Source organism: Streptomyces sp. NPDC050658 (assembly GCF_044457025.1).
Taxonomy (GTDB): Bacteria; Actinomycetota; Actinomycetes; order Streptomycetales; family Streptomycetaceae; genus Streptomyces.
The window spans coordinates 209,247-226,196 of sequence record NZ_JBITGM010000013.1 but is presented as its reverse complement, the minus strand read 5'-3'; the positions used below and the strand labels follow the sequence as shown (position 1 = coordinate 226,196).

At 74.0% G+C, this 16,950-nt stretch carries 19 protein-coding genes; 10 read left to right on the top strand and 9 right to left on the bottom strand.

The genetic code is table 11. The features are described from left to right. Positions 1-159: 159 nt before the first annotated feature. From ACIBKX_RS35015 to ACIBKX_RS35005, 3 genes are read right to left on the bottom strand one after another with little or no spacing between them, the layout of a single operon-like run. The gene (locus ACIBKX_RS35015) at positions 160-927 is read right to left on the bottom strand and encodes a methyltransferase domain-containing protein (protein ID WP_363274809.1); all 768 of its coding nucleotides are present in this window, start codon (positions 925-927) and stop codon (positions 160-162) included. Continuing rightward, a complete protein-coding gene (locus ACIBKX_RS35010) occupies positions 924-1,592 on the bottom strand; it encodes a DUF2064 domain-containing protein (RefSeq protein WP_363274808.1) in 669 nt (222 codons plus the stop codon). Before ACIBKX_RS35010 ends, ACIBKX_RS35015 begins: the two co-directional genes overlap by 4 nt. After that, positions 1,589-2,338, bottom strand: coding sequence for a glycosyltransferase family 2 protein (locus ACIBKX_RS35005; protein ID WP_399376903.1), 750 nt, complete (start codon positions 2,336-2,338; stop codon positions 1,589-1,591). The genes ACIBKX_RS35010 and ACIBKX_RS35005 overlap by 4 nt, the downstream gene beginning before the upstream one ends. A 124-nt stretch (positions 2,339-2,462) precedes the next feature. Here ACIBKX_RS35005 and ACIBKX_RS35000 point away from each other — a divergent pair, with 124 nt between their 5' ends. After that, positions 2,463-3,257 carry a response regulator transcription factor gene (locus ACIBKX_RS35000; protein ID WP_363274807.1) on the top strand — a complete coding sequence of 265 codons (795 nt, stop codon included), beginning with the start codon at positions 2,463-2,465 and terminating at the stop codon, positions 3,255-3,257. Next, positions 3,250-4,362 (top strand): HAMP domain-containing sensor histidine kinase, encoded by a 1,113-nt coding sequence (locus ACIBKX_RS34995; RefSeq protein ID WP_363274806.1) that lies wholly within the window; start codon positions 3,250-3,252, stop codon positions 4,360-4,362. Before ACIBKX_RS35000 ends, ACIBKX_RS34995 begins: the two co-directional genes overlap by 8 nt. A 33-nt stretch (positions 4,363-4,395) precedes the next feature. On the opposite strand, the gene ACIBKX_RS34990 is transcribed toward ACIBKX_RS34995, so the two are convergent. Continuing rightward, a complete protein-coding gene (locus ACIBKX_RS34990) occupies positions 4,396-5,451 on the bottom strand; it encodes an NAD-dependent epimerase/dehydratase family protein (protein ID WP_363274805.1) in 1,056 nt (351 codons plus the stop codon). Positions 5,452-5,504: 53 nt separating this feature from the next. Further along, a complete protein-coding gene (locus ACIBKX_RS34985; RefSeq protein ID WP_363274804.1) occupies positions 5,505-6,458 on the bottom strand; it encodes an erythromycin esterase family protein in 954 nt (317 codons plus the stop codon). 155 nt (positions 6,459-6,613) lie between these two features. Between ACIBKX_RS34985 and ACIBKX_RS34980 the strand changes: the two genes are divergently transcribed. The 4 genes from ACIBKX_RS34980 (at position 6,614) to ACIBKX_RS34965 (ending at position 9,404) form a co-directional block, all read left to right on the top strand. After that, entirely contained in the window at positions 6,614-6,763 is a 150-nt protein-coding gene (locus tag ACIBKX_RS34980; RefSeq protein ID WP_363274803.1) for a hypothetical protein, read from the top strand. Positions 6,764-6,845: 82 nt separating this feature from the next. After that, positions 6,846-7,652: a DJ-1/PfpI family protein gene (locus tag ACIBKX_RS34975; RefSeq protein WP_363274802.1), complete on the top strand. Its 807-nt coding sequence runs from the start codon at positions 6,846-6,848 to the stop codon at positions 7,650-7,652. 133 nt (positions 7,653-7,785) lie between these two features. Then, the gene (locus tag ACIBKX_RS34970; RefSeq protein ID WP_363274801.1) at positions 7,786-8,607 is read left to right on the top strand and encodes a hypothetical protein; all 822 of its coding nucleotides are present in this window, start codon (positions 7,786-7,788) and stop codon (positions 8,605-8,607) included. A gap of 197 nt (positions 8,608-8,804) precedes the next feature. Then, the gene (locus ACIBKX_RS34965) at positions 8,805-9,404 is read left to right on the top strand and encodes a sigma-70 family RNA polymerase sigma factor (RefSeq protein ID WP_363274800.1); all 600 of its coding nucleotides are present in this window, start codon (positions 8,805-8,807) and stop codon (positions 9,402-9,404) included. Between the two features lie 40 nt (positions 9,405-9,444). Here ACIBKX_RS34965 and ACIBKX_RS34960 read toward each other — a convergent pair whose 3' ends face one another. Next, the gene (locus ACIBKX_RS34960; protein ID WP_363274799.1) at positions 9,445-11,349 is read right to left on the bottom strand and encodes a BTAD domain-containing putative transcriptional regulator; all 1,905 of its coding nucleotides are present in this window, start codon (positions 11,347-11,349) and stop codon (positions 9,445-9,447) included. Between the two features lie 222 nt (positions 11,350-11,571). On the opposite strand from ACIBKX_RS34960, the gene ACIBKX_RS34955 reads away from it, so the two are divergent. Further along, positions 11,572-12,150 (top strand): hypothetical protein, encoded by a 579-nt coding sequence (locus ACIBKX_RS34955; RefSeq protein WP_363274798.1) that lies wholly within the window; start codon positions 11,572-11,574, stop codon positions 12,148-12,150. Here ACIBKX_RS34955 and ACIBKX_RS34950 read toward each other — a convergent pair. Then, positions 12,104-13,012: a MarR family transcriptional regulator gene (locus ACIBKX_RS34950; protein WP_363274796.1), complete on the bottom strand. Its 909-nt coding sequence runs from the start codon at positions 13,010-13,012 to the stop codon at positions 12,104-12,106. The genes ACIBKX_RS34955 and ACIBKX_RS34950 overlap by 47 nt on opposite strands. Positions 13,013-13,270: 258 nt before the next feature. Here ACIBKX_RS34950 and ACIBKX_RS34945 point away from each other — a divergent pair, with 258 nt between their 5' ends. Together ACIBKX_RS34945 and ACIBKX_RS34940 are read left to right on the top strand one after the other, a co-directional pair. After that, positions 13,271-14,119, top strand: a complete 849-nt coding sequence (locus ACIBKX_RS34945; protein ID WP_363274893.1) for an ABC transporter ATP-binding protein — start codon at positions 13,271-13,273, stop codon at positions 14,117-14,119. Continuing rightward, positions 14,116-15,000 carry an ABC transporter permease gene (locus ACIBKX_RS34940; protein ID WP_363274795.1) on the top strand — a complete coding sequence of 295 codons (885 nt, stop codon included), beginning with the start codon at positions 14,116-14,118 and terminating at the stop codon, positions 14,998-15,000. The genes ACIBKX_RS34945 and ACIBKX_RS34940 overlap by 4 nt, the downstream gene beginning before the upstream one ends. A 272-nt stretch (positions 15,001-15,272) precedes the next feature. Here the strand turns inward: ACIBKX_RS34940 and ACIBKX_RS34935 are convergent, their stop codons facing one another. Together ACIBKX_RS34935 and ACIBKX_RS34930 are read right to left on the bottom strand one after the other, a co-directional pair. Then, positions 15,273-15,680, bottom strand: a complete 408-nt coding sequence (locus tag ACIBKX_RS34935) for a CoA-binding protein (RefSeq protein WP_363274794.1) — start codon at positions 15,678-15,680, stop codon at positions 15,273-15,275. A gap of 35 nt (positions 15,681-15,715) precedes the next feature. Continuing rightward, on the bottom strand, positions 15,716-16,291 hold the full coding sequence (locus ACIBKX_RS34930) for a TerD family protein (RefSeq protein ID WP_363274793.1): 576 nt from the start codon (positions 16,289-16,291) through the stop codon (positions 15,716-15,718). Positions 16,292-16,519: 228 nt separating this feature from the next. Between ACIBKX_RS34930 and ACIBKX_RS34925 the strand changes: the two genes are divergently transcribed. Then, positions 16,520-16,948, top strand: coding sequence for a BlaI/MecI/CopY family transcriptional regulator (locus ACIBKX_RS34925; RefSeq protein ID WP_363274792.1), 429 nt, complete (start codon positions 16,520-16,522; stop codon positions 16,946-16,948). Positions 16,949-16,950 lie beyond the last annotated feature (2 nt).

Genomic DNA, 16,950 nt, shown 5'->3' with positions numbered 1-16,950 from the left:
CCTCGTGCTGCTTCCCGTGTACGCGATCGCCGACCGGGCCCTGCAGAAGGCGCTCGGCGGGCGCCGCAGGGACCTGGTCAACTTCGTCCGGGTCCCTGCGGCACTGTCCGGGCTGCTCCTCCTGGTGTGGTTCCCGCTGATCACCCGTCAGGTCGAGCGCTACGAGTCCGCCACCGGCCTGCCCGCCGGGGTGTTCCTCACCCGCTGGCTCCTGGTGACGGCCGCACTGTTCGCGGCCTCCGCGCTCTGCCTCGTGTGCCGGGCGCTGCGTACGTCGCGACGCCGGCGCAGGGCGACGAAGGAGCGTCCGCCGACGGTCCACTGATCGGCGGGCCGCCAGCCGAGCGGGCGGGCGTGCCGCAGCAGCGCGGGGGTGCCGAGCCGGGCCCAGGGGAAGGTCTCCTGGGCCGCGTCCGCGCCCCGGCCGTCGTCCACCCGGACCTGGACCCGCTCGTCGACGTCCACCGGCGCGGTCTCCGCGACGAGCAGACCGCCGGGCGCGAGGAGCCCCGCGGTCCGGGTGAGCAGCGCGGCGGGATCGCCGCCGATGCCGATGTTTCCGTCGATGAGCAGCGCCGTACCCCACCGGCCCTCGTCCGGCAGCGGCTCGAAGACGGAGCGGCGCAGTGCCGGGCCGCCCAGGCTCCGGGTGTGGGCGACGGCGGCTTCGCTGATGTCGATGCCGAGCGTCCGGTGGCCGAGCGCGGTGAGCGCGGCGACCAGGCGGCCGGGGCCGCAGCCGATGTCGAGCACCGGGCCCGTGCAGCGGCGCAGCGCCGAGCGGTCAGCGGCGTCGGCGGCGGCGCACCAGCGCTCGACGTCGAGGGGGAGCAGCCAGCCGTCGGCGCGCCGCAGGAACAGCGGGCCCCGGCCGTTGCGCAGGGCGTCGGCGTACGGGTCGGCGCACCACGGCACGGCGGTGCTCATCGGCGGCCGGCCGGGGCGAGCCGGGCGAGGGCGGCGGCGAACCGGCTGTCCGGCGCCTCGGCGGCGACCAGCGCGGCGTCCCGCGCGGTGTCGACGTCACGCAGCGGCGGCAGATCGCGGACCCGCAGGCCCGCAGCCGTCAGGCGCTCCCGCTGGGCCGCGCCCGTGGTCGGCGTCGACATCGGGACACCGCGCAGCAGCTCCGGGTCGGGCTCGGCGAGGCCGAGCGCCCAGAAGCCGCCGTCCGTCGCGGGGCCGAACCAGGCATCGGCGTCCCGCCAGGCGTCGCCGCCGAGGGCGGGGGCGAGCAGGGCGGGGGTGACCTGCGGGGTGTCCATTCCGATGAGGAGCGCGGGCCCGGCGCAGCCGCCGAACGCCGCGGCGAGCCGCTCGTCGAGGCCGCCAGCGCACTGCGGTACGACGTCGAAGCCGGGCGGCAGCCAGGGGCCCGCGTCCCCGTCGAGCACCAGGACGCGCCGCCGGGCGGGCGCCGCGAGCACGGCGTCCAGGGTGTCGCGGAGCGCGGCCTCCGCCAACTGGGCGGCCTCCCGCGGCGAGTAGGGCGGGGTGAGCCGGGTCTTCACGCGGCCGGGGAGCGGCTGCTTGGCGATGACGAGGAGGGTGGTGGCCCCTCGGCCTGCCTGCCGCTCTGTGTGCCGCCTCATCGCGCCTCCCCGGCACCGCGCGCGGCGGCCTCGGTCCGTGGCGGCTCGGCGAGCACACCGCGCATGTCCCGCACGGCGTGCCACGTGCCCCGCCAGGTGCCGGTGACCTTGGATTTTCCGGTACGCGGCAGATACGGCACGTCCCGCTCCGCGACCCGCCAGCCCGCGTCGGCGGCCCGCACGACCATCTGCAGCGGATAGCCGCTGCGGCGGTCGGTGAGGCCGAGCCCGAGCAGCGCCTCGCGCCGGGCCGCCCGCATCGGCCCCAGGTCGTGCAGCCGCACGCCGGTGCGCCGCCGCAGCATCCGGGCGAGCACCGCGTTGCCGACGCGGGCGTGCGGCGGCCAGGCACCCCGGCCCTGCGGTCGCCGCCGCCCCACGACCAGGTCGGCGCCGCCCGCGTCGACCTGACGTACGAAAGGTTCGAGCAGGCCCGGATCGAGCGAGGCGTCGCAGTCGCAGAAGCAGACGTACTCGGCGGTCGCGGCCGTGAGCCCCGCGTGGCAGGCGGCGCCGAAGCCCCGGCGCGGCTCGTGCACCACGGTGGCGCCCAGCGAGCGGGCGATCTCCGCCGAGCCGTCGGTGGAACCGTTGTCCACGACGATCGCCCGCCAGCCCGCGGGGATCCGCCGCAGCACCCAGGGGAGCGCGGCGGCCTCGTCGAGACACGGCAGGACGACATCGGCCCGCGGGGCCGCCGACGTCCCGGTCGGGAGAGGGGGAGGAGGAGGGGAAGTGTCGGTCACGCAACTCACCCTACGAAGGGAAATGCGGCATTTCGGACTTCAGGTTCTTACGAAACGGGGACGTCGGCCGCCGGGGCGGGCCCGCGATGCGGCACCCGCCCGTGCGCGGTGCGAGGCTGGCGGCATGGAGACACCACCGCAGGGCGGCGCACCGCGCGTACTCGTCGTGGACGACGACGCCACCGTCGCCGAGGTCGTCACCGGCTACCTCGAACGCGCCGGGTACGCCGTCGACCGTGCCGGGGACGGCCCCGTGGCCCTGGAGCGGGCCGCCGCCCGCCGCCCCGACCTGGTCGTGCTCGACCTGATGCTGCCCGGCATGGACGGTCTTGAGGTCTGCCGCAGACTCCGGGCGCGGGGCCCGGTGCCGGTCATCATGCTCACCGCGCGGGGCGACGAGGACGACCGGATCCTCGGCCTGGAGATAGGCGCGGACGACTACGTCACCAAGCCGTTCAGCCCCCGCGAACTGGTGCTGCGCGTCGAGTCCGTGCTGCGCCGCACGGGCTCCGCCGCCGGTGACCGGACCGGCACGCTGCTGCGCGCGGCGGGCCTCGCGCTCGACCCGCCGGCCCGCCGCGCGACCAAGAACGGCACCGAACTCGCCCTGACCGTCCGGGAGTTCGACCTGCTCGCCTTCTTCCTGCGCCATCCGGGCCGCGCGTTCGGCCGCGAGGAGCTGATGCGGGAGGTCTGGGGCTGGGACTTCGGGGACCTGTCGACGGTCACCGTTCATGTCCGCCGCCTGCGCGGCAAGGTCGAGGACGACCCGGCACGGCCCCGGCTCATCCAGACAGTGTGGGGGGTCGGGTACCGGCTGGCGGAGGCGGACGCCGCCGAGGACGGCCCCCCGGACCCCGCCGCCCCCGAGGCCCCCGAGGAGCCTCCCGTCACCCCCGAGGCGGCCCCCCATGCGTGACACCCTCCTCATCGCCCTCTATGCCTTCCTCGGTGCCGCCGCGGCCGGGATGGTCGGGGCTCTGCTGCTGCGCGTCCTGCGGCGGCGGTCGCTCGTCGTGTCGCTGACCGTGGTCGCCTTCGTCGCCGTGACCGCGATGCTGGCCGGGACGCTGGTGGTGGCCTGGGCGATGTTCCTCTCGCCGCACGACCTGACCGTCGTCACCACCGTCGTCGCGATGGCGGCCGTGGTCTCGCTGGCCACCGCGCTGCTGCTCGGCCGGTGGGTGGTGGCGCGGAGCAAGGCGCTGACCCTCGCGGCCCGTTCGTTCGGCGACGGCGGCGACTTCGCCGCGCCCGGCGTGCCCGCCACCGCCGAACTCGCCGCCCTCACCCGCGAATTGGAGTCCACCAGCGCCAGACTCGCCGAGTCACGCGAGCGGGAACGCGCCCTGGAGACCTCACGCCGCGAACTCGTCGCGTGGATCTCGCACGACCTGCGCACTCCGCTGGCCGGACTGCGCGCCATGAGCGAGGCCCTGGAGGACGGCGTGGCCGCCGACCCCGACCGCTATCTGCGGCAGATCCGCACCGAGGTCGAGCGGCTCAACGGCATGGTCGGCGACCTTTTCGAGCTGTCCCGCATCCACGCGGGCGCCCTCGCCCTCACTCCGTCCCGGATGTCCGCGTACGACCTGGTCGGCGACGCCATCGCGGGCGCGGACGCTCTCGCCCGCGAACATGGCGTCCGCCTCGTGGGCGACCGGATCGACGCCGTGCCCGTCGAGGTCGACGGTAAGGAGATGAGCCGGGTGCTGGGCAATTTGCTGATCAACGCGATCCGGCGGACCCCCGCCGACGGGACCGTCGCCGTCGCGGCCCGGCGCTCCACCGACGGCGTGGTGCTCTCCGTGACGGACGGCTGCGGCGGCATTCCCGACGAGGACCTGCCCCGCGTCTTCGACACCGGCTGGCGCGGCACCCACGCCCGTACGCCCCCGGCCGGAGCGGGGCTCGGCCTCGCCATCGTGCGCGGCATCGTCGAGGCCCACCAGGGCCGGGCCGCCGTACGCAATGTGACGGGCGGCTGCTGCTTCGAGGTGATGCTGCCGGAGGCCAGGGGCTGACCGGGCGAGCCGGCCGCCCCCGAGCCGTCCGTCCTATCCGCGCATCCCCGCCTCCGCGAACTCCCGCATCCCGGAGGCGAATTCGACCACCGGCTTCCAGCCGAGATCGGCCCGCAGCCGTGCCGAGTCCGCCGTCACATGGCGTACGTCGCCGAGCCGGTACTCGCCCGTGACCACCGGCGCGGGACCTCCGCAGGCGGCGGCCAGCGTCCCGGCCATCTCGCCGACCGTGTGCGGTTCCCCGCTGCCCGTGTTGTACGCCGTGAACTCCCCGGCGGACCGGCCGCGCACCGCCTCCAGTGCCACCGCGTTGGCGGCCGCCACATCGCGTACGTGCACGAAGTCCCGCCGCTGGCGGCCGTCCTCGAAGACGCGCGGGGCCTCTCCCGCGGCCAGGGACGAGCGGAAGAACGAGGCGACGCCCGCGTACGGGGTGTCGCGCGGCATGCCGGGCCCGTAGACGTTGTGGTAGCGCAGCGACACCGCCCGGCCGCCGGTGGACCGCGCCCACGCGGCGGCCAGATGCTCCTGGGCGAGCTTCGTCGTCGCGTACACATTGCGCGGGTCGACCGGCGCGTCCTCGGCGACCAGACCCGGCGTCAACTCCGCGCCGCAGGACGGGCAGCGGGGCTCGAAGCGGCCGGCCCGGAGGTCTGACTCGGCACGCGGACCGGGCCGCACCACACCGTGCCGCGCCTCGCAGATGTAGCGGCCCTCCCCGTACACCACCATCGAACCGGCGAGCACCAGATCCGGCACGCCCGCCCGCGCCATGCCGGCGAGCAGCACCGCCGTACCGAGGTCGTTGCAGCCGACGTACTCGGGCGCGTCGGCGAAGTCCTTGCCGAGGCCGACCATCGCCGCCTGATGGCACACCGCGTCGACGCCGCGCAGCGCGCCGGCCACGGCGTCCGGGTCGCGGACGTCGCCGACGATCAGCTCCGCGGCCGGGCCGGGGCCGGGCGGCGGCCCGGAGTGCGCCGACGGGAGCAGCGCGTCGAGGACGACAGCCTCGTGCCCGCGCGCCGCGAGCGCGTCGACGATCTGGGACCCGATGAACCCGGCACCGCCGGTGACCAGTACTCGCATGGCGCCCACGCTAGGCCGGGCCGACCGGTTCGGCGACGCGTCGCGGCACCGTGTCACCGGTCCGTAAGAACTCGCGCCCCGGTCACCTCGCGGACGTGGACGAAGGCGTCGAAGAAGTCGCTGAGGGAACCTCCGGAGAGATGGTGGGCCGCGTCATCGCGCGGGTCGTGACCCGGGCCGACGAGACGGGTCCGCGTCGGCGTCCGGAACCAGGCGTCGACGTCGGCGGGGCGCGGCGCGCGCAGATCCAGGAGGTATGCGGGCAGCCCCGCCCGGCCGAGGGCAGACTCGGCGAACTCCGGTGCCGGGTCCGGGTGTTGACCGCCGTGGTGGAAGCTCAGGCCGACGGACACATACGCGGGGCCGAAGTGCTCGCGCAGCTGGCCGCCCGCGTTGCGGTGGGTCTGGCGGCCGGGATCCGACACGGTCCGCGGGTCACCGACGGCGGTGTGGGCCGTCCCGCCCCAGTAGACCGTCCCGCCCGGCGCCTTCGCCTGCTCGCGCCACCGGATCGCGTCCCGCGCGAGACCGCGCTCGATCTCCGCGAGCCCGGTCGCGGGCACGGCAGCCCCGGACGGCGGGACGGCGAGCCGCACCGGGTCGTCGGGGTGGCGCGCGTTGCGGGCGCGCAGCCACCGCAGCGTGCCGAGGATCTCCTCGGTCCGCCAGAAGGAGCGGGCCCCGGACAGGAGTGCCGCCGGATCACCCGCGCCCGTCAGGACGTACGCGTCCAGGCCGAGCCGCGCCGGATCGTCCCCTTCGAGGAGGAGCGAGCGGAAGCCGTGCTCCTCCACCAGGCGGCGCACCAACCGGTGCTGGGCGACGGACAGTTCACGGGTCGCCCGCGAGGAGACGCCGAGCGCGACGATCTCGGCGTTCCGCACCAGCTCGTCGAGCGGGCTCAGATCGTCGGTCGGGGCCTCGGGGTCCAGGACGTCGACGGGGTGCGCGTGCTGGGTCAGCCACGCGGCCACCGCTGCCTCGGACGGCTTCATCGGCTGCTTCATGCGATCAGACTCCGACCTCAAGTCCGCTTGAGGTCAAGGGAGATGTCCCGGCAGGGCGACGGACGGGAACTCGGGGCCCTGCGCGGCCGACTCCTGAACAGGCGCGGTCCCACCGGATCCGCGCCGTCGCGTTCACGACTGTCAGGAGAGCGGCGATGAGCAAGCGCCCCCAACTGTTCGCCCTCTACGGCTTCCTCGCGCTGCTCGTCCTCGTCTTCGCGGTGTCGTACGCCGTCGGGGTGGCCGTCGCGCCGGACGCGCCCCGAGAGCACCGGGTGGACGAGCACTCGGGCCGCGGCCATTGACCGTTCCGGAGATCAACTGCCGTACAGGAATGCCGTTCAGGAACTCCGTAAAGAAACTCCGTACAGGAAAGGGATGTGAAGGATGAGCGTGGAGCAGTTCGAGGGGAATGAGGGGCGTCGGCGGTTACTGCGCGGCGCCGTCGCTGGGACGCTCGGCGCGGCCGGTCTCAGCGCCGCGTCGACCGCTCCGGCCGAGGCCGGGGACGGGGGCGGGAGCACGGGAGACAGGGGAGGGGAGCAGCTCGACGTCGCCATTCTGCTGTACGACGGTTTCACCGCCCTCGACGCCGTGGGGCCGTACGAAGTGCTCTGCCGGCTGCCCGGCGTGCGCGTGACGACGGTCGCGCGGAAGGCGGGGCCCGTCCGGACCGACACCGGCGAGCTGGCGCTGACGGCGGAACGCGCGATGAGCGAGGTCGCCGGGGCCGATGTGCTGCTGGTGCCCGGCGGCGGCAACCGCGGGACCCTCGCCATGATGGAGGACGCCGGGGTCCACCGGTGGATCCGCGCGGTGCACCGGCGCAGCCGCTGGACCACCTCTGTCTGTACCGGCTCGCTGATCCTCGGCGCGGCGGGGCTCCTGCGCGGGCTCCCGGCGACGACGTACTGGGCGTCGCGCCCGTATCTGAAGGAGGTCGGCGCCGTCTACACGCCAGGCCGCTTCGTCGAGACGGGGAAGATCATCACGGCGGCCGGTGTCTCCGCCGGCATCGACATGGGCCTGCACCTGGCCGCCAGGCTCGCCGACGAGCGCGTCGCCCAGGCCATGCAGCTCGCCGTCGAGTACGACCCCGATCCGCCGTACGACACCGGCAGCCCCGAGAAGGCCGACGCCGATCTTGAGGCGCTGGCCCTGAAGCTGCTGGCGGACTCGGCCGCTCCCCGGTAAGTCGGGATCAACTGCCGCCGGGTTCCCGTGAAGTGGTGTGGCGTGACTCACAAGAGGGGAGATGTGAGCGGGGTGAGTGAAACGGGCGTACCCCTCCGTGAAGAGAGTGACGCGGATGCAAGGATGAGCCGCCATGACTGCTGGCTGGGGTTGTCGAGCGACACGGGCTGCGGTGTTCGCCGCCGTCTGTGTGCTGCTCGCTGCCCTGGGGCACGTCATGATGTCGCAGACCCAGGTGCCCTGGTGGGCGCTGGGCGCCGGAGCCGCCGCTACCGGCGGCGCCGCGTGGGTGCTCGCGGGGCGTGAACGGGGTCTCCCGCTGGTCGTCTCCGTCGCGGTGGCCGCCCAGGCCGCGCTGCACTCGGGCTTCTCCCTGGCGCAGACCCTGGCGTCGCCGCCGGCGGGCGGCACGTCCGTCCTGCGGCAGTGGGTGCGCACCGTGCTGTGCCTGCCACCGGAGGACGGCGGCGCCATGAGCATGGGGCGCGGCACGGACGCGGGCGCCAGGGGCATGGGCATGGGCGGCGACGGCTCGGCCGTGTCCGGAGCCCTGCAGCACGCGCAGCACATGCAGCACATGCGCGACATGCCGGGGATGCGGCACTCCGAGTCCATGCAGACGGCCATGGAGACGGCCATGGGGCACGCCGGGGAAGGCGGGCACATGCACCACATGGGCGGCATGTCGCCCATCGGCATGCTCGCCGCGCACCTCCTCGCCGCGCTCCTGTGCGGGCTCTGGCTCGCCCATGGCGAGCGCGCCGTCTTCCGCGTCGCGCGCGCCTTCGTGGGGCGGCTAGCCGCCCCGCTGCGGCTGCCCGTCGCGGTTCCGGCGCCGGGCGGCCCGCCGCGGGTCCGCCCGCGCCGCAGCCGCTCCGTCCGTACGCCGCGGCAGTTCCTGCTCGTCCACGCCATCACTTCTCGGGGTCCGCCCGCGGGGACCGCTGTCGCCTGACAGCCGGTTCCCCGACGCCGTCCCGCGCGCCGCGCCCCAGTGCCGCGCGCCCCGGCCGGCTCGGGCATCGGCCGCACAGCTCCGTGCGGCCGTACCCCCAACACCGGACCCGCCTCTCTCCGCGTACGCCGCTGCGTACGCGAGGCCGGTCCGGATCCCGGAATCCCGGTTCTCCGGACTCCCGAGAAGGACACCAGGTGATCATTCCTGTCTTGCCCGGCTCCACCTCACCCGACGAGTCGATAACCGCCTGGGCGCTCGCCGCGCGCGGCGGCGACCCGGAAGCGGTCGAGCATTTCGTACGCGCCCTGCACCGCGACGTCCGCAGGTACGTGACGTACCTGGGGGGCGACCCGCAGGCCGCGGAGGACCTGACGCAGGACACGTTCCTGCGCGCCCTCGGCAGCCTGCACCGCTTCGAGGGGCGCTCGTCCGCCCGTGCTTGGCTGCTGTCCATCGCCCGGCGCGCGGTGATCGACAGCCTGCGGCACGCCGCCGCACGGCCGCGGCTCTCCGACACCGACGACTGGCAGTCCGCCGCGGAGCGGGCCCAGCCGCGCGGTCTGCCGGGGTTCGACGACGGTGTGGTCCTCGCCGACCTGCTGGCGACGCTGCCCGACGAGCGGCGTGAGGCCTTCGTCCTCACCCAGCTCCTCGGACTGCCCTACGCGGAGGCCGCGCTGCGCACCGGCTGCCCGGTGGGCACCGTCCGCTCACGGGTGGCGCGGGCCCGGCTGTCGCTGATCGAGCGGCTGCGGGACGCCGAACGCCCCGCGCTGGCGGGCGCGGCGGCCTGAGGGCGGCGACGGCCGCCGGGCACCCGCTGCCCGGCGGCCGTCAGCCCGCGTGCCGTGCGGCCAGCTCGGCGCGGGCCGTCCGCACCTCGTCGACCGCCTGCCGGTGGCCGCCCTCGTGGGCGCACCGCTCGGCGCGGTCGAGGAGGGCGCGGGCCCGGTCCGGATCGGCCGCGGCCCGCACCCGGGCGAGCGCCGTCAGCGCGAAGGCGAGCACGGTCCCGCCGAACGGCTCGGCGAGCCCGACGGCCGCGCCCGCCAGCTGCTCGGCCTTGTTCGCCTCGCCGAGCAGCAGATGCAGCTCGGCGAGATTGGCGCGCTCGAAGGCGGTCGCCGTGGGCCGCCCGGCCTGCTCGGCGAGGGCGAGGGCCCGCCGCCCGTGCTCCAGCGCCTTGCGGTGCTGCCCCGCGCGACGGGCGTTCTCGCGCAGCACGGAGAGGACGTTGGCGAGCAGCGCCGGGTCCCCGGACTCCTCGGCCGGCGCGAGCGCCTGCTCGGCGGGCGCGATGGCTTCTTCGTGGCGGCCCAACAGCCCATGGCAGGCGGCCTGTTGGGCGAGGGACCGGGCGAGCAGGGCGGCGTGCTCGGTGTGTTGGGCGGGGTTGTCGGCGTGCGGGGCGGGGTTGTCGGTCGGGTGCGGGGGTGGTGGTGAGGCTTCGGCCGTGTGGGGATCGTTGGCTGTGCGGGGATCTTCGACCGTGCGGGCTTCCACGGCCGTCGGGGACTTCTCGGCGGTCGGCGACTTCCCGGTCGCCGGAGACTCCGCCGCCCTCAGGGACTCCCCGGCCCTCAGCAAGCCCTCCGCCCTCAGCGATTCCTCCGTCCTTAGCAATTCCTCCGTCCTCAGCAATTCCTCCGCCTCGCGCGCAGCCGACAGGCCGTCCTCGTACGCGCCCGCGTTGAAGAGGATCACCGACTCGGCCATGCGGTGTGCGGCGTGTACCTCCGGGGCGGCGTTCGGGCGTGGGGGATGGGCGACGAGGGCCGTGCGGGCCTTCTCGGGTGTCGTTGTGCGTGAGAGGACTTCCGCCAGCCGCGCGGCCGTCAATGTGCAGGCGTCGGGGCTGTGCTGGAGCTCGTACGACGCGAGTGCCTCTCGCAGGACGTGGATCGCGTCGGTGTAACGCCCCGAGCGCTCCAGGGTTCTGGCCAGCGTCACCCGGACCCGTGCCGCGTCCGCCTCCGGCTCCGGCTCCGCGGGGCGGCCGAGCGCCAGGCGGGTCGTCTCCGGGGCGGGGCGTGCGCCGGGCTCGGCGTCGTCGAGGGCCGTCGCGCAGCGCTCGTACTGACGGGCCGCCTCGCCGCGCATCCCCTGCCGTAGATACGCCCCGATCAGCACACGGTGGGCCCGCTCGTCGGCGGGGTTCGACTCCAGGAGAAGTCGCGCGGTCGCCGCCGCTTCCTCCGCGTCGCCCGCCTCGAGCCGGGCCTGCGCGAGGGCGAGCGCCACTCGGGACCGCAGCTCGGCCAGGCGGGTGCGGTGCGGCTCGGTCCAGGGCGCGTAGCGGTCCTCGGGGAGCAGCTCGCCGGTGAACGAGCCCAGCGCTGCGGCCAGTTGGGCCGGGTCGCCGTCCGAAAGGGCGCGCTCCGCGAGGGCGGCGGCCAGGTCCGTGTCGATCAGGACGCTCCCGGGGGCCAGGCGCAGCAACGCCCCGTCGGTCACGACGTACGACGATGCGGCGCGCGGAGTGAGTTCGGGCTCCAGGGCGTGGCGCGCGGCGTGCAGGGCCACCCGCAGACTCCGCTGGGCGGCCGGGAGTTCGGCGTGCGGCCAGCACTGCGCCATCAGGTGCTCGCGGTGCAACTGGTGCCCCGGCGCGAGGGCGAGCAGCTTGACGACGGTCCTGGCGCTCGGCCGCTGCCACCGCTCGGCGGGCGGCACCCCGGCGGCCCGTTCCGTGCGGAATCCGCCGAGCAGGCTGATGCGGAGAGTCGGAGGGGCGCCCATGAGAGCAGCACTGTAACCGCTTGCCCCCACCGGCCTGTTACCGGTGGATTACTGGCCGGAACTCGCCCCTCGTCGCGGCACGTCACACGCGTGCCCCGCGTGTGATCGCGTCGACTTCGCGGCAGTCTCCCAGAGCCCGCCGCACCGCGTTGACCTGCGCAGAAGGCCTCCTGAAGATATCTCCGAGCACCCCGCCGACCCGTGTCCCCCGCAGGAGGAAACATGAAGCGTTCCCGAGCCCTCGTCGTGGGCATCGCGCTGCTGCTCTCGGGCAGTGCCGCCGTGGCGGCCAACGCCGCCGACAGCCCCGCCGCGCCCGCCGTAACGCGGCAGTCCGCCGACGCCAAGTGGTGCGAGGAACAAGGAGGCGCCGCGCAGAAGCAGGTCCCGTACTACACCAAGACCGGAACCCAGATCGTGCAGCTCGGCGGCGAGCGGGAGATGTGCGTGTTCACCGGCGAGGACGGCACGAAGATCACGATCGGCGCCGACACACTCGCCGCCGACAAGCCCACGCTGGCCGCGCTCGCCTACGTCCACAAGCCCGCCGACCCGGGCGGCCACCCCGGCAACCCGTCCATCGGCTACTGCAAGTCCATCAACGGCACGGCCATGTACGGCCCGAAGGCGACGGACGGTGGCGGCTGGGGCAAGAAGGGCGAGACCAGCCCCGAGAAGACCGTCGCCGCCTGCATGTTCGGCGACGGATCGGTGATCGACGCGTGGGGCCTCAAGTACCACACGGGCGGCGTGATCAGGGGCGCCGACCTGACGAAGAAGTTCCGCGCGGACATCCCGTAGCGGCGGCCCGCCCCAAGGCATCGAGCTGCGCCGGATCGAGCCGGTCCGGTCCGGCGCGGCGCAGGGCTCCGGCGACGCGGTCCGGGGGCCAGCCGAGGGCGGCGGCCAGCTGAGGCTCCGTGAGAGCCGCGCCCGCGTGCCGCAGCGCGGCGAGGACGGTCAGCGCGTCGTCGACGGCTTCCGTGCCGCCGCCGCTCATGTCGTCGCTGAGGGTCGCGAAGAACCGGCTCATCTGGGCGAGCCGGGCCCCCGCGGGCGTCGCCGCGTCGAGCACGTCGACACCCCGCTGCGCGATGTCCGCCCACATCGCGTGCTGCTGGGCGCTCGTCAGCCAGGCCTGGAGCCAGACGTCGTCGTCGATGACGTACCGCTCGCGCCGCCGGCCGGGCGGCCGTACGCGGCGGATCACCTCCAGCGTCTCCAGATAGCCCACGGCCTTGGACACCGACGCGGGACTGACCCCCAGCCGCCGCACGAGGTCCGCGGCGGTGAGGCTCCCGGAGTCGTCGGTGATCAGCCCGGCGAGGACGCGCGCCGCCATCCGCGGGACGCCGGTCTCGACCATCAGCGCGGCGAGCCGCTCGGCGAAGTCGCGCACGACCTCGGGCGCCCGCCCGTATGCGTCGGGAGCGGCAGGGGGCTTTGCGGCCGGACGCGGCGCGCGCCGCCTCGCCCGCCGTTCGGTGGCGAGGTGCGCGTGGTCCACCCGGTACGCGGCGGGCCCGCCGTTGCGGGACACCTCCCGGCTGACGGTGGACGTCGGCCGGCCGAGCCGCCGTGCGATCTCGGCGTATCCGAGTCCCTCGGCGAGGCCCGCGCCGATGTCGCGCCGGTCCTGATGGGTCAGTCTGCCGCCGGGCACCCGCACCACCTCTCCTTGCGTTTCCCGGCAATCCCATTGCAATGATGTCCGAGAATCCCTTGTTGGAACAGCCTACTTGGCCACTTTTACGTTGAAGGAGCAGTGAACGCAACATAGCTTCGCCGGTGTCCACAGAGATCTGGGGTCCACAGCGATCCGGGGTCCACAGAGACCCAGGGTCCACAGCGATCCGGCGAGGAGTTGAAGCAAGTGACCACGAACGGGGAGGACGTCGTGCTCGACGTCCAGGGGCTGCGCATGCGGTACGGCCCCACGGACGTCCTGCACGACGTGACGTTCCGGGCGCACCACGGCGAGGTGGTGGCGCTGCTCGGCCCGAACGGCGCGGGCAAGAGCACCACCATCGAGATCCTGGAGGGCTTCCGGATCCGCTCGGCGGGCCGGGTCGCGGTGCTCGGCACCGACCCGGCACACGGCTCCGAGGCGTGGCGCGCCCGGATCGGGGTCGTCCTGCAGTCCTGGCGGGACCACGGCAAGTGGCGGGTGCGCGAGCTGCTCGCCCACCTCGGCACGTACTACGCCCCCTACTCCACCGCCGCGCGCCGCCGCCCGTGGGACACCGACGACCTCGTGGCCGCCGTCGGCCTCACCGCGCACGCGGGCAAGAAGATCAAGACGCTGTCCGGCGGGCAGCGGCGCAGGCTCGACGTGGCGATCGGCATCGTGGGCCGCCCCGAACTGCTCTTCCTGGACGAGCCGACGGCGGGCTTCGACCCGCAGGCCCGCCAGGAGTTCCACGCTCTCGTGCACCGCCTCGCGGCCGACCACGCCACGACGATCCTGCTCACCACGCACGACCTCACCGAGGCGGAGAAGCTCGCCGACCGCATCATGATCCTGTCCGGCGGACGGATCATCGCGGACGGCTCCGCGGACCAGCTCGCCCGCCGGATCGCGGGTGAGGACGAGGTGCGCTGGACGCGCGACGGGCGGCGGTTCGCGGCGGCCACGCCCCAGTCCACGGCGTTCGTCCGCGAACTCCTCGGCCGGTACGGCGAGTCCATCGGCGAACTGGAGGTCCGCAGGGCCTCGTTGGAGGACACGTATCTCTCGCTGGTGCGCGAGGGAGAGGCGGCGGCCCGATGAGCGCGTCGAGTGTCCTGAAGGCGGCCGCCGTCCCGCGACCGACGGGCGTGGTGCTGCGGGCCGGCCTGACCCGTGGCCTCATCGAGCTGCGGCAGTCGTTCACCAACGGCGCCGACCTGCTGTCCCATCTGCTCTGGCCGGTCCTGATGCTCGTCGTCATGTTCTTCATGCGGGACACGGCATTCGGTACGAGCGGACTGCTGCTCGGCACCCTCGCCCTGCCCAGCATCCTGGGCATGAACGCCGCGATGGGCATGGTCAGCATGAGCCAGGCGCTGACCGCGGAGCGCGAGGACGGCACCCTGCTGCGGGCCAGGTCCACCCCGAACGGGATGCGCGGCTACCTCGTCGGCAAGGTCGTCTCCGTGGCGGGCGGACTCCTCGCCGACCTCGCGATCCTGCTCGTCCCCGGCCTGCTGCTCATCGACGGACTCGCGGTCGGCGGCGCGGGCTCCTGGCTGACGCTGGCCTGGGTGCTCGTCCTCGGGATGCTGGCGACGCTGCCCATCGGCGCCGTACTCGGCTCGGTCTTCACCAGTACGCGCAGTCAGGGGCTGATCCAGCTGCCGGTCCTCGGCCTGATCGCGATCTCCGGGATCTTCTATCCGGTCACCGCGCTGCCGCAGTGGGTGGAGTGGACCGCCCAGGTGTTCCCTGTCTACTGGCTGGGACTCGGCATGCGGTCGGCGCTGCTGCCGGACGGCGCGGCCGACGTGGAGATCGACGCGGCGTGGCGGCACTGGGAGACCGCGGGCGTGCTCGGCGGCTGGGCCGTACTGGGCCTGCTGGTCGCGCCGGTGGTGCTGCGCCGGATGGCCCGCAGGGAGTCGGGGTCAAGCGTGGCCGAGCGGCGGGAGCGGGCGCTGCGGCGGGTGGGGTAGCCGACCGGGGGGGAGCGTCGGGCCCCGCCCCGGTGGACCGGGACTGGGGCGGGGCCCGAACCCCTAGGACTGTCCGGCGGATCTTGCCCGGGACGCGGCGGCCTGGGCACGCGCATCTGCGGCGTTGTCGTCAGTCACCATCGCTGTCGTCCATCGCCGTCGCTCCGCGATGCCTCGATCCTCCGCCTTGCGGCTGCACGCACCAGACCACCGCTCACCGGCACAGACAAGGCACCGCCCACAGGCAGTCGGCCAGATCCGCCGGACAGGCCCTAGCGCAGCATGGGCAGTTCGATCGCCGGGCAGCGGTCCATCACCATCTCCAGGCCCGCCGCCCGCGTCCGCTCGAACGCGGGCTCGTCGACGACCCCCAGCTGGAACCAGACCCCACGGGCGCCTATCTCAACGGCCTCGTCGGCGGCTTTCCCCGCGAGGCCGCTGTTGAGGAACACGTCGACCACGTCGATCTTGAACGGCACGGCGGACAGCGACGGATAGCCCTGTTCGCCGTGGACCGTCTCCGCCTTCGGGTGGATGGGGACGATGCGCTTGCCGTACCGCTGCAGGACGCCCGCGACCCCGTACGCGGCCCGTTCCTGGTTGGAGGAGAGGCCCACGACCGCCCAGGTGTCCCCGAGTTCCGTGAGAATCTTGCGCACTGTTGCCGGATCGCCGTACACGCCCTGCTCCTTAAGTCCGTCGGGTCGCGGCCGCGTCAGACGTTCACGCCGAAGTCCGACGCGATGCCCCGCAGCCCACTGGCATAACCCTGGCCGACCGCGCGGAATTTCCACTCCGCGCCGTGGCGGTAGAGCTCGCCGAAGACCATGGCGGTCTCGGTGGAGGCGTCCTCGGACAGGTCGTAGCGGGCGATCTCCACGTTGTCCGCCTGGTTGACCACGCGGATGAACGCGTTGCGGACCTGGCCGAAGCTCTGGCCACGGTTCTCGGCGTCGTGGATGGAGACCGGGAAGACGATCTTCGTGATGGAGGCGGGTACCTGCGCGAGGTTCACCTTCACGGCCTCGTCGTCGCCCTCGCCCTCACCGGTGAGGTTGTCGCCGGTGTGCTCGACGGAACCGTCCGGGCTCGTGAGGTTGTTGTAGAAGACGAAGTGCTGGTCGGAGGCGACCTTGCCCGACGCGTCGCAGAGCAGTGCGCTGGCGTCCAGGTCGTAGTCCGTGCCGGTGGTCGTGCGCACGTCCCACCCGAGGCCGACCAGGACGGCGGTGAGGCCGGGCGCCTCCTTGCTGAGCGAGACGTTGCCGCCCTTGGCCAGGGAAACTCCCACGATGTCCTCCTGAGTCCTGAGGTGTAGTACCGACCGGCCGTGGTCAGGGCCGGGGGGAGTAAAATCTACAGCACTGTAGAAGTGTTGCGGGGTGCGGGGTGCGGTGCCGGCTGGGTACCGACACCACGTCCCGTTACGATGTGGCGCCCCGCGAGGGGCCGTCAAGAGAGCACGTCAAGAGAGCACGTCGAGAGAGCACGTCGAGAGAGCACGGGAAAGGAGACGGGCATGGCCCAGCAGGAACGCGGGGAGCGGCGGCCCCGTCTCCGGCGGCGCGCGCAGGGCGAGTTGGAGGCCCAGGTGCTCGCCGCGCTGCACGGCGCGCAGGGTCCCGTCAGCGCGGCCTGGGTCCAGGAGCGGATCGGCGGCGACCTCGCCTACACCACGGTGATGACGATCCTCACCCGGCTCCTCGCCAAGAACACGGTGACCCGCGAACGCGCGGGCCGCTCCTTCGCCTGGAAGTCGGCTGCGGACGAGGCGGGGCTCGCGGCGCTGCGGATGCGCAAGGTCCTCGACGGCGAGCGCGACCGCGAGGCCGTGCTCGCCAGCTTCGTCACCACGCTGTCGGCCGACGACGAGCAGCTGCTGCGCGACCTCCTGCGGTCCACGGGGGCGGATCCCGCCGGGCCGGACGCGACCGGAGCGGGGGCCTGACC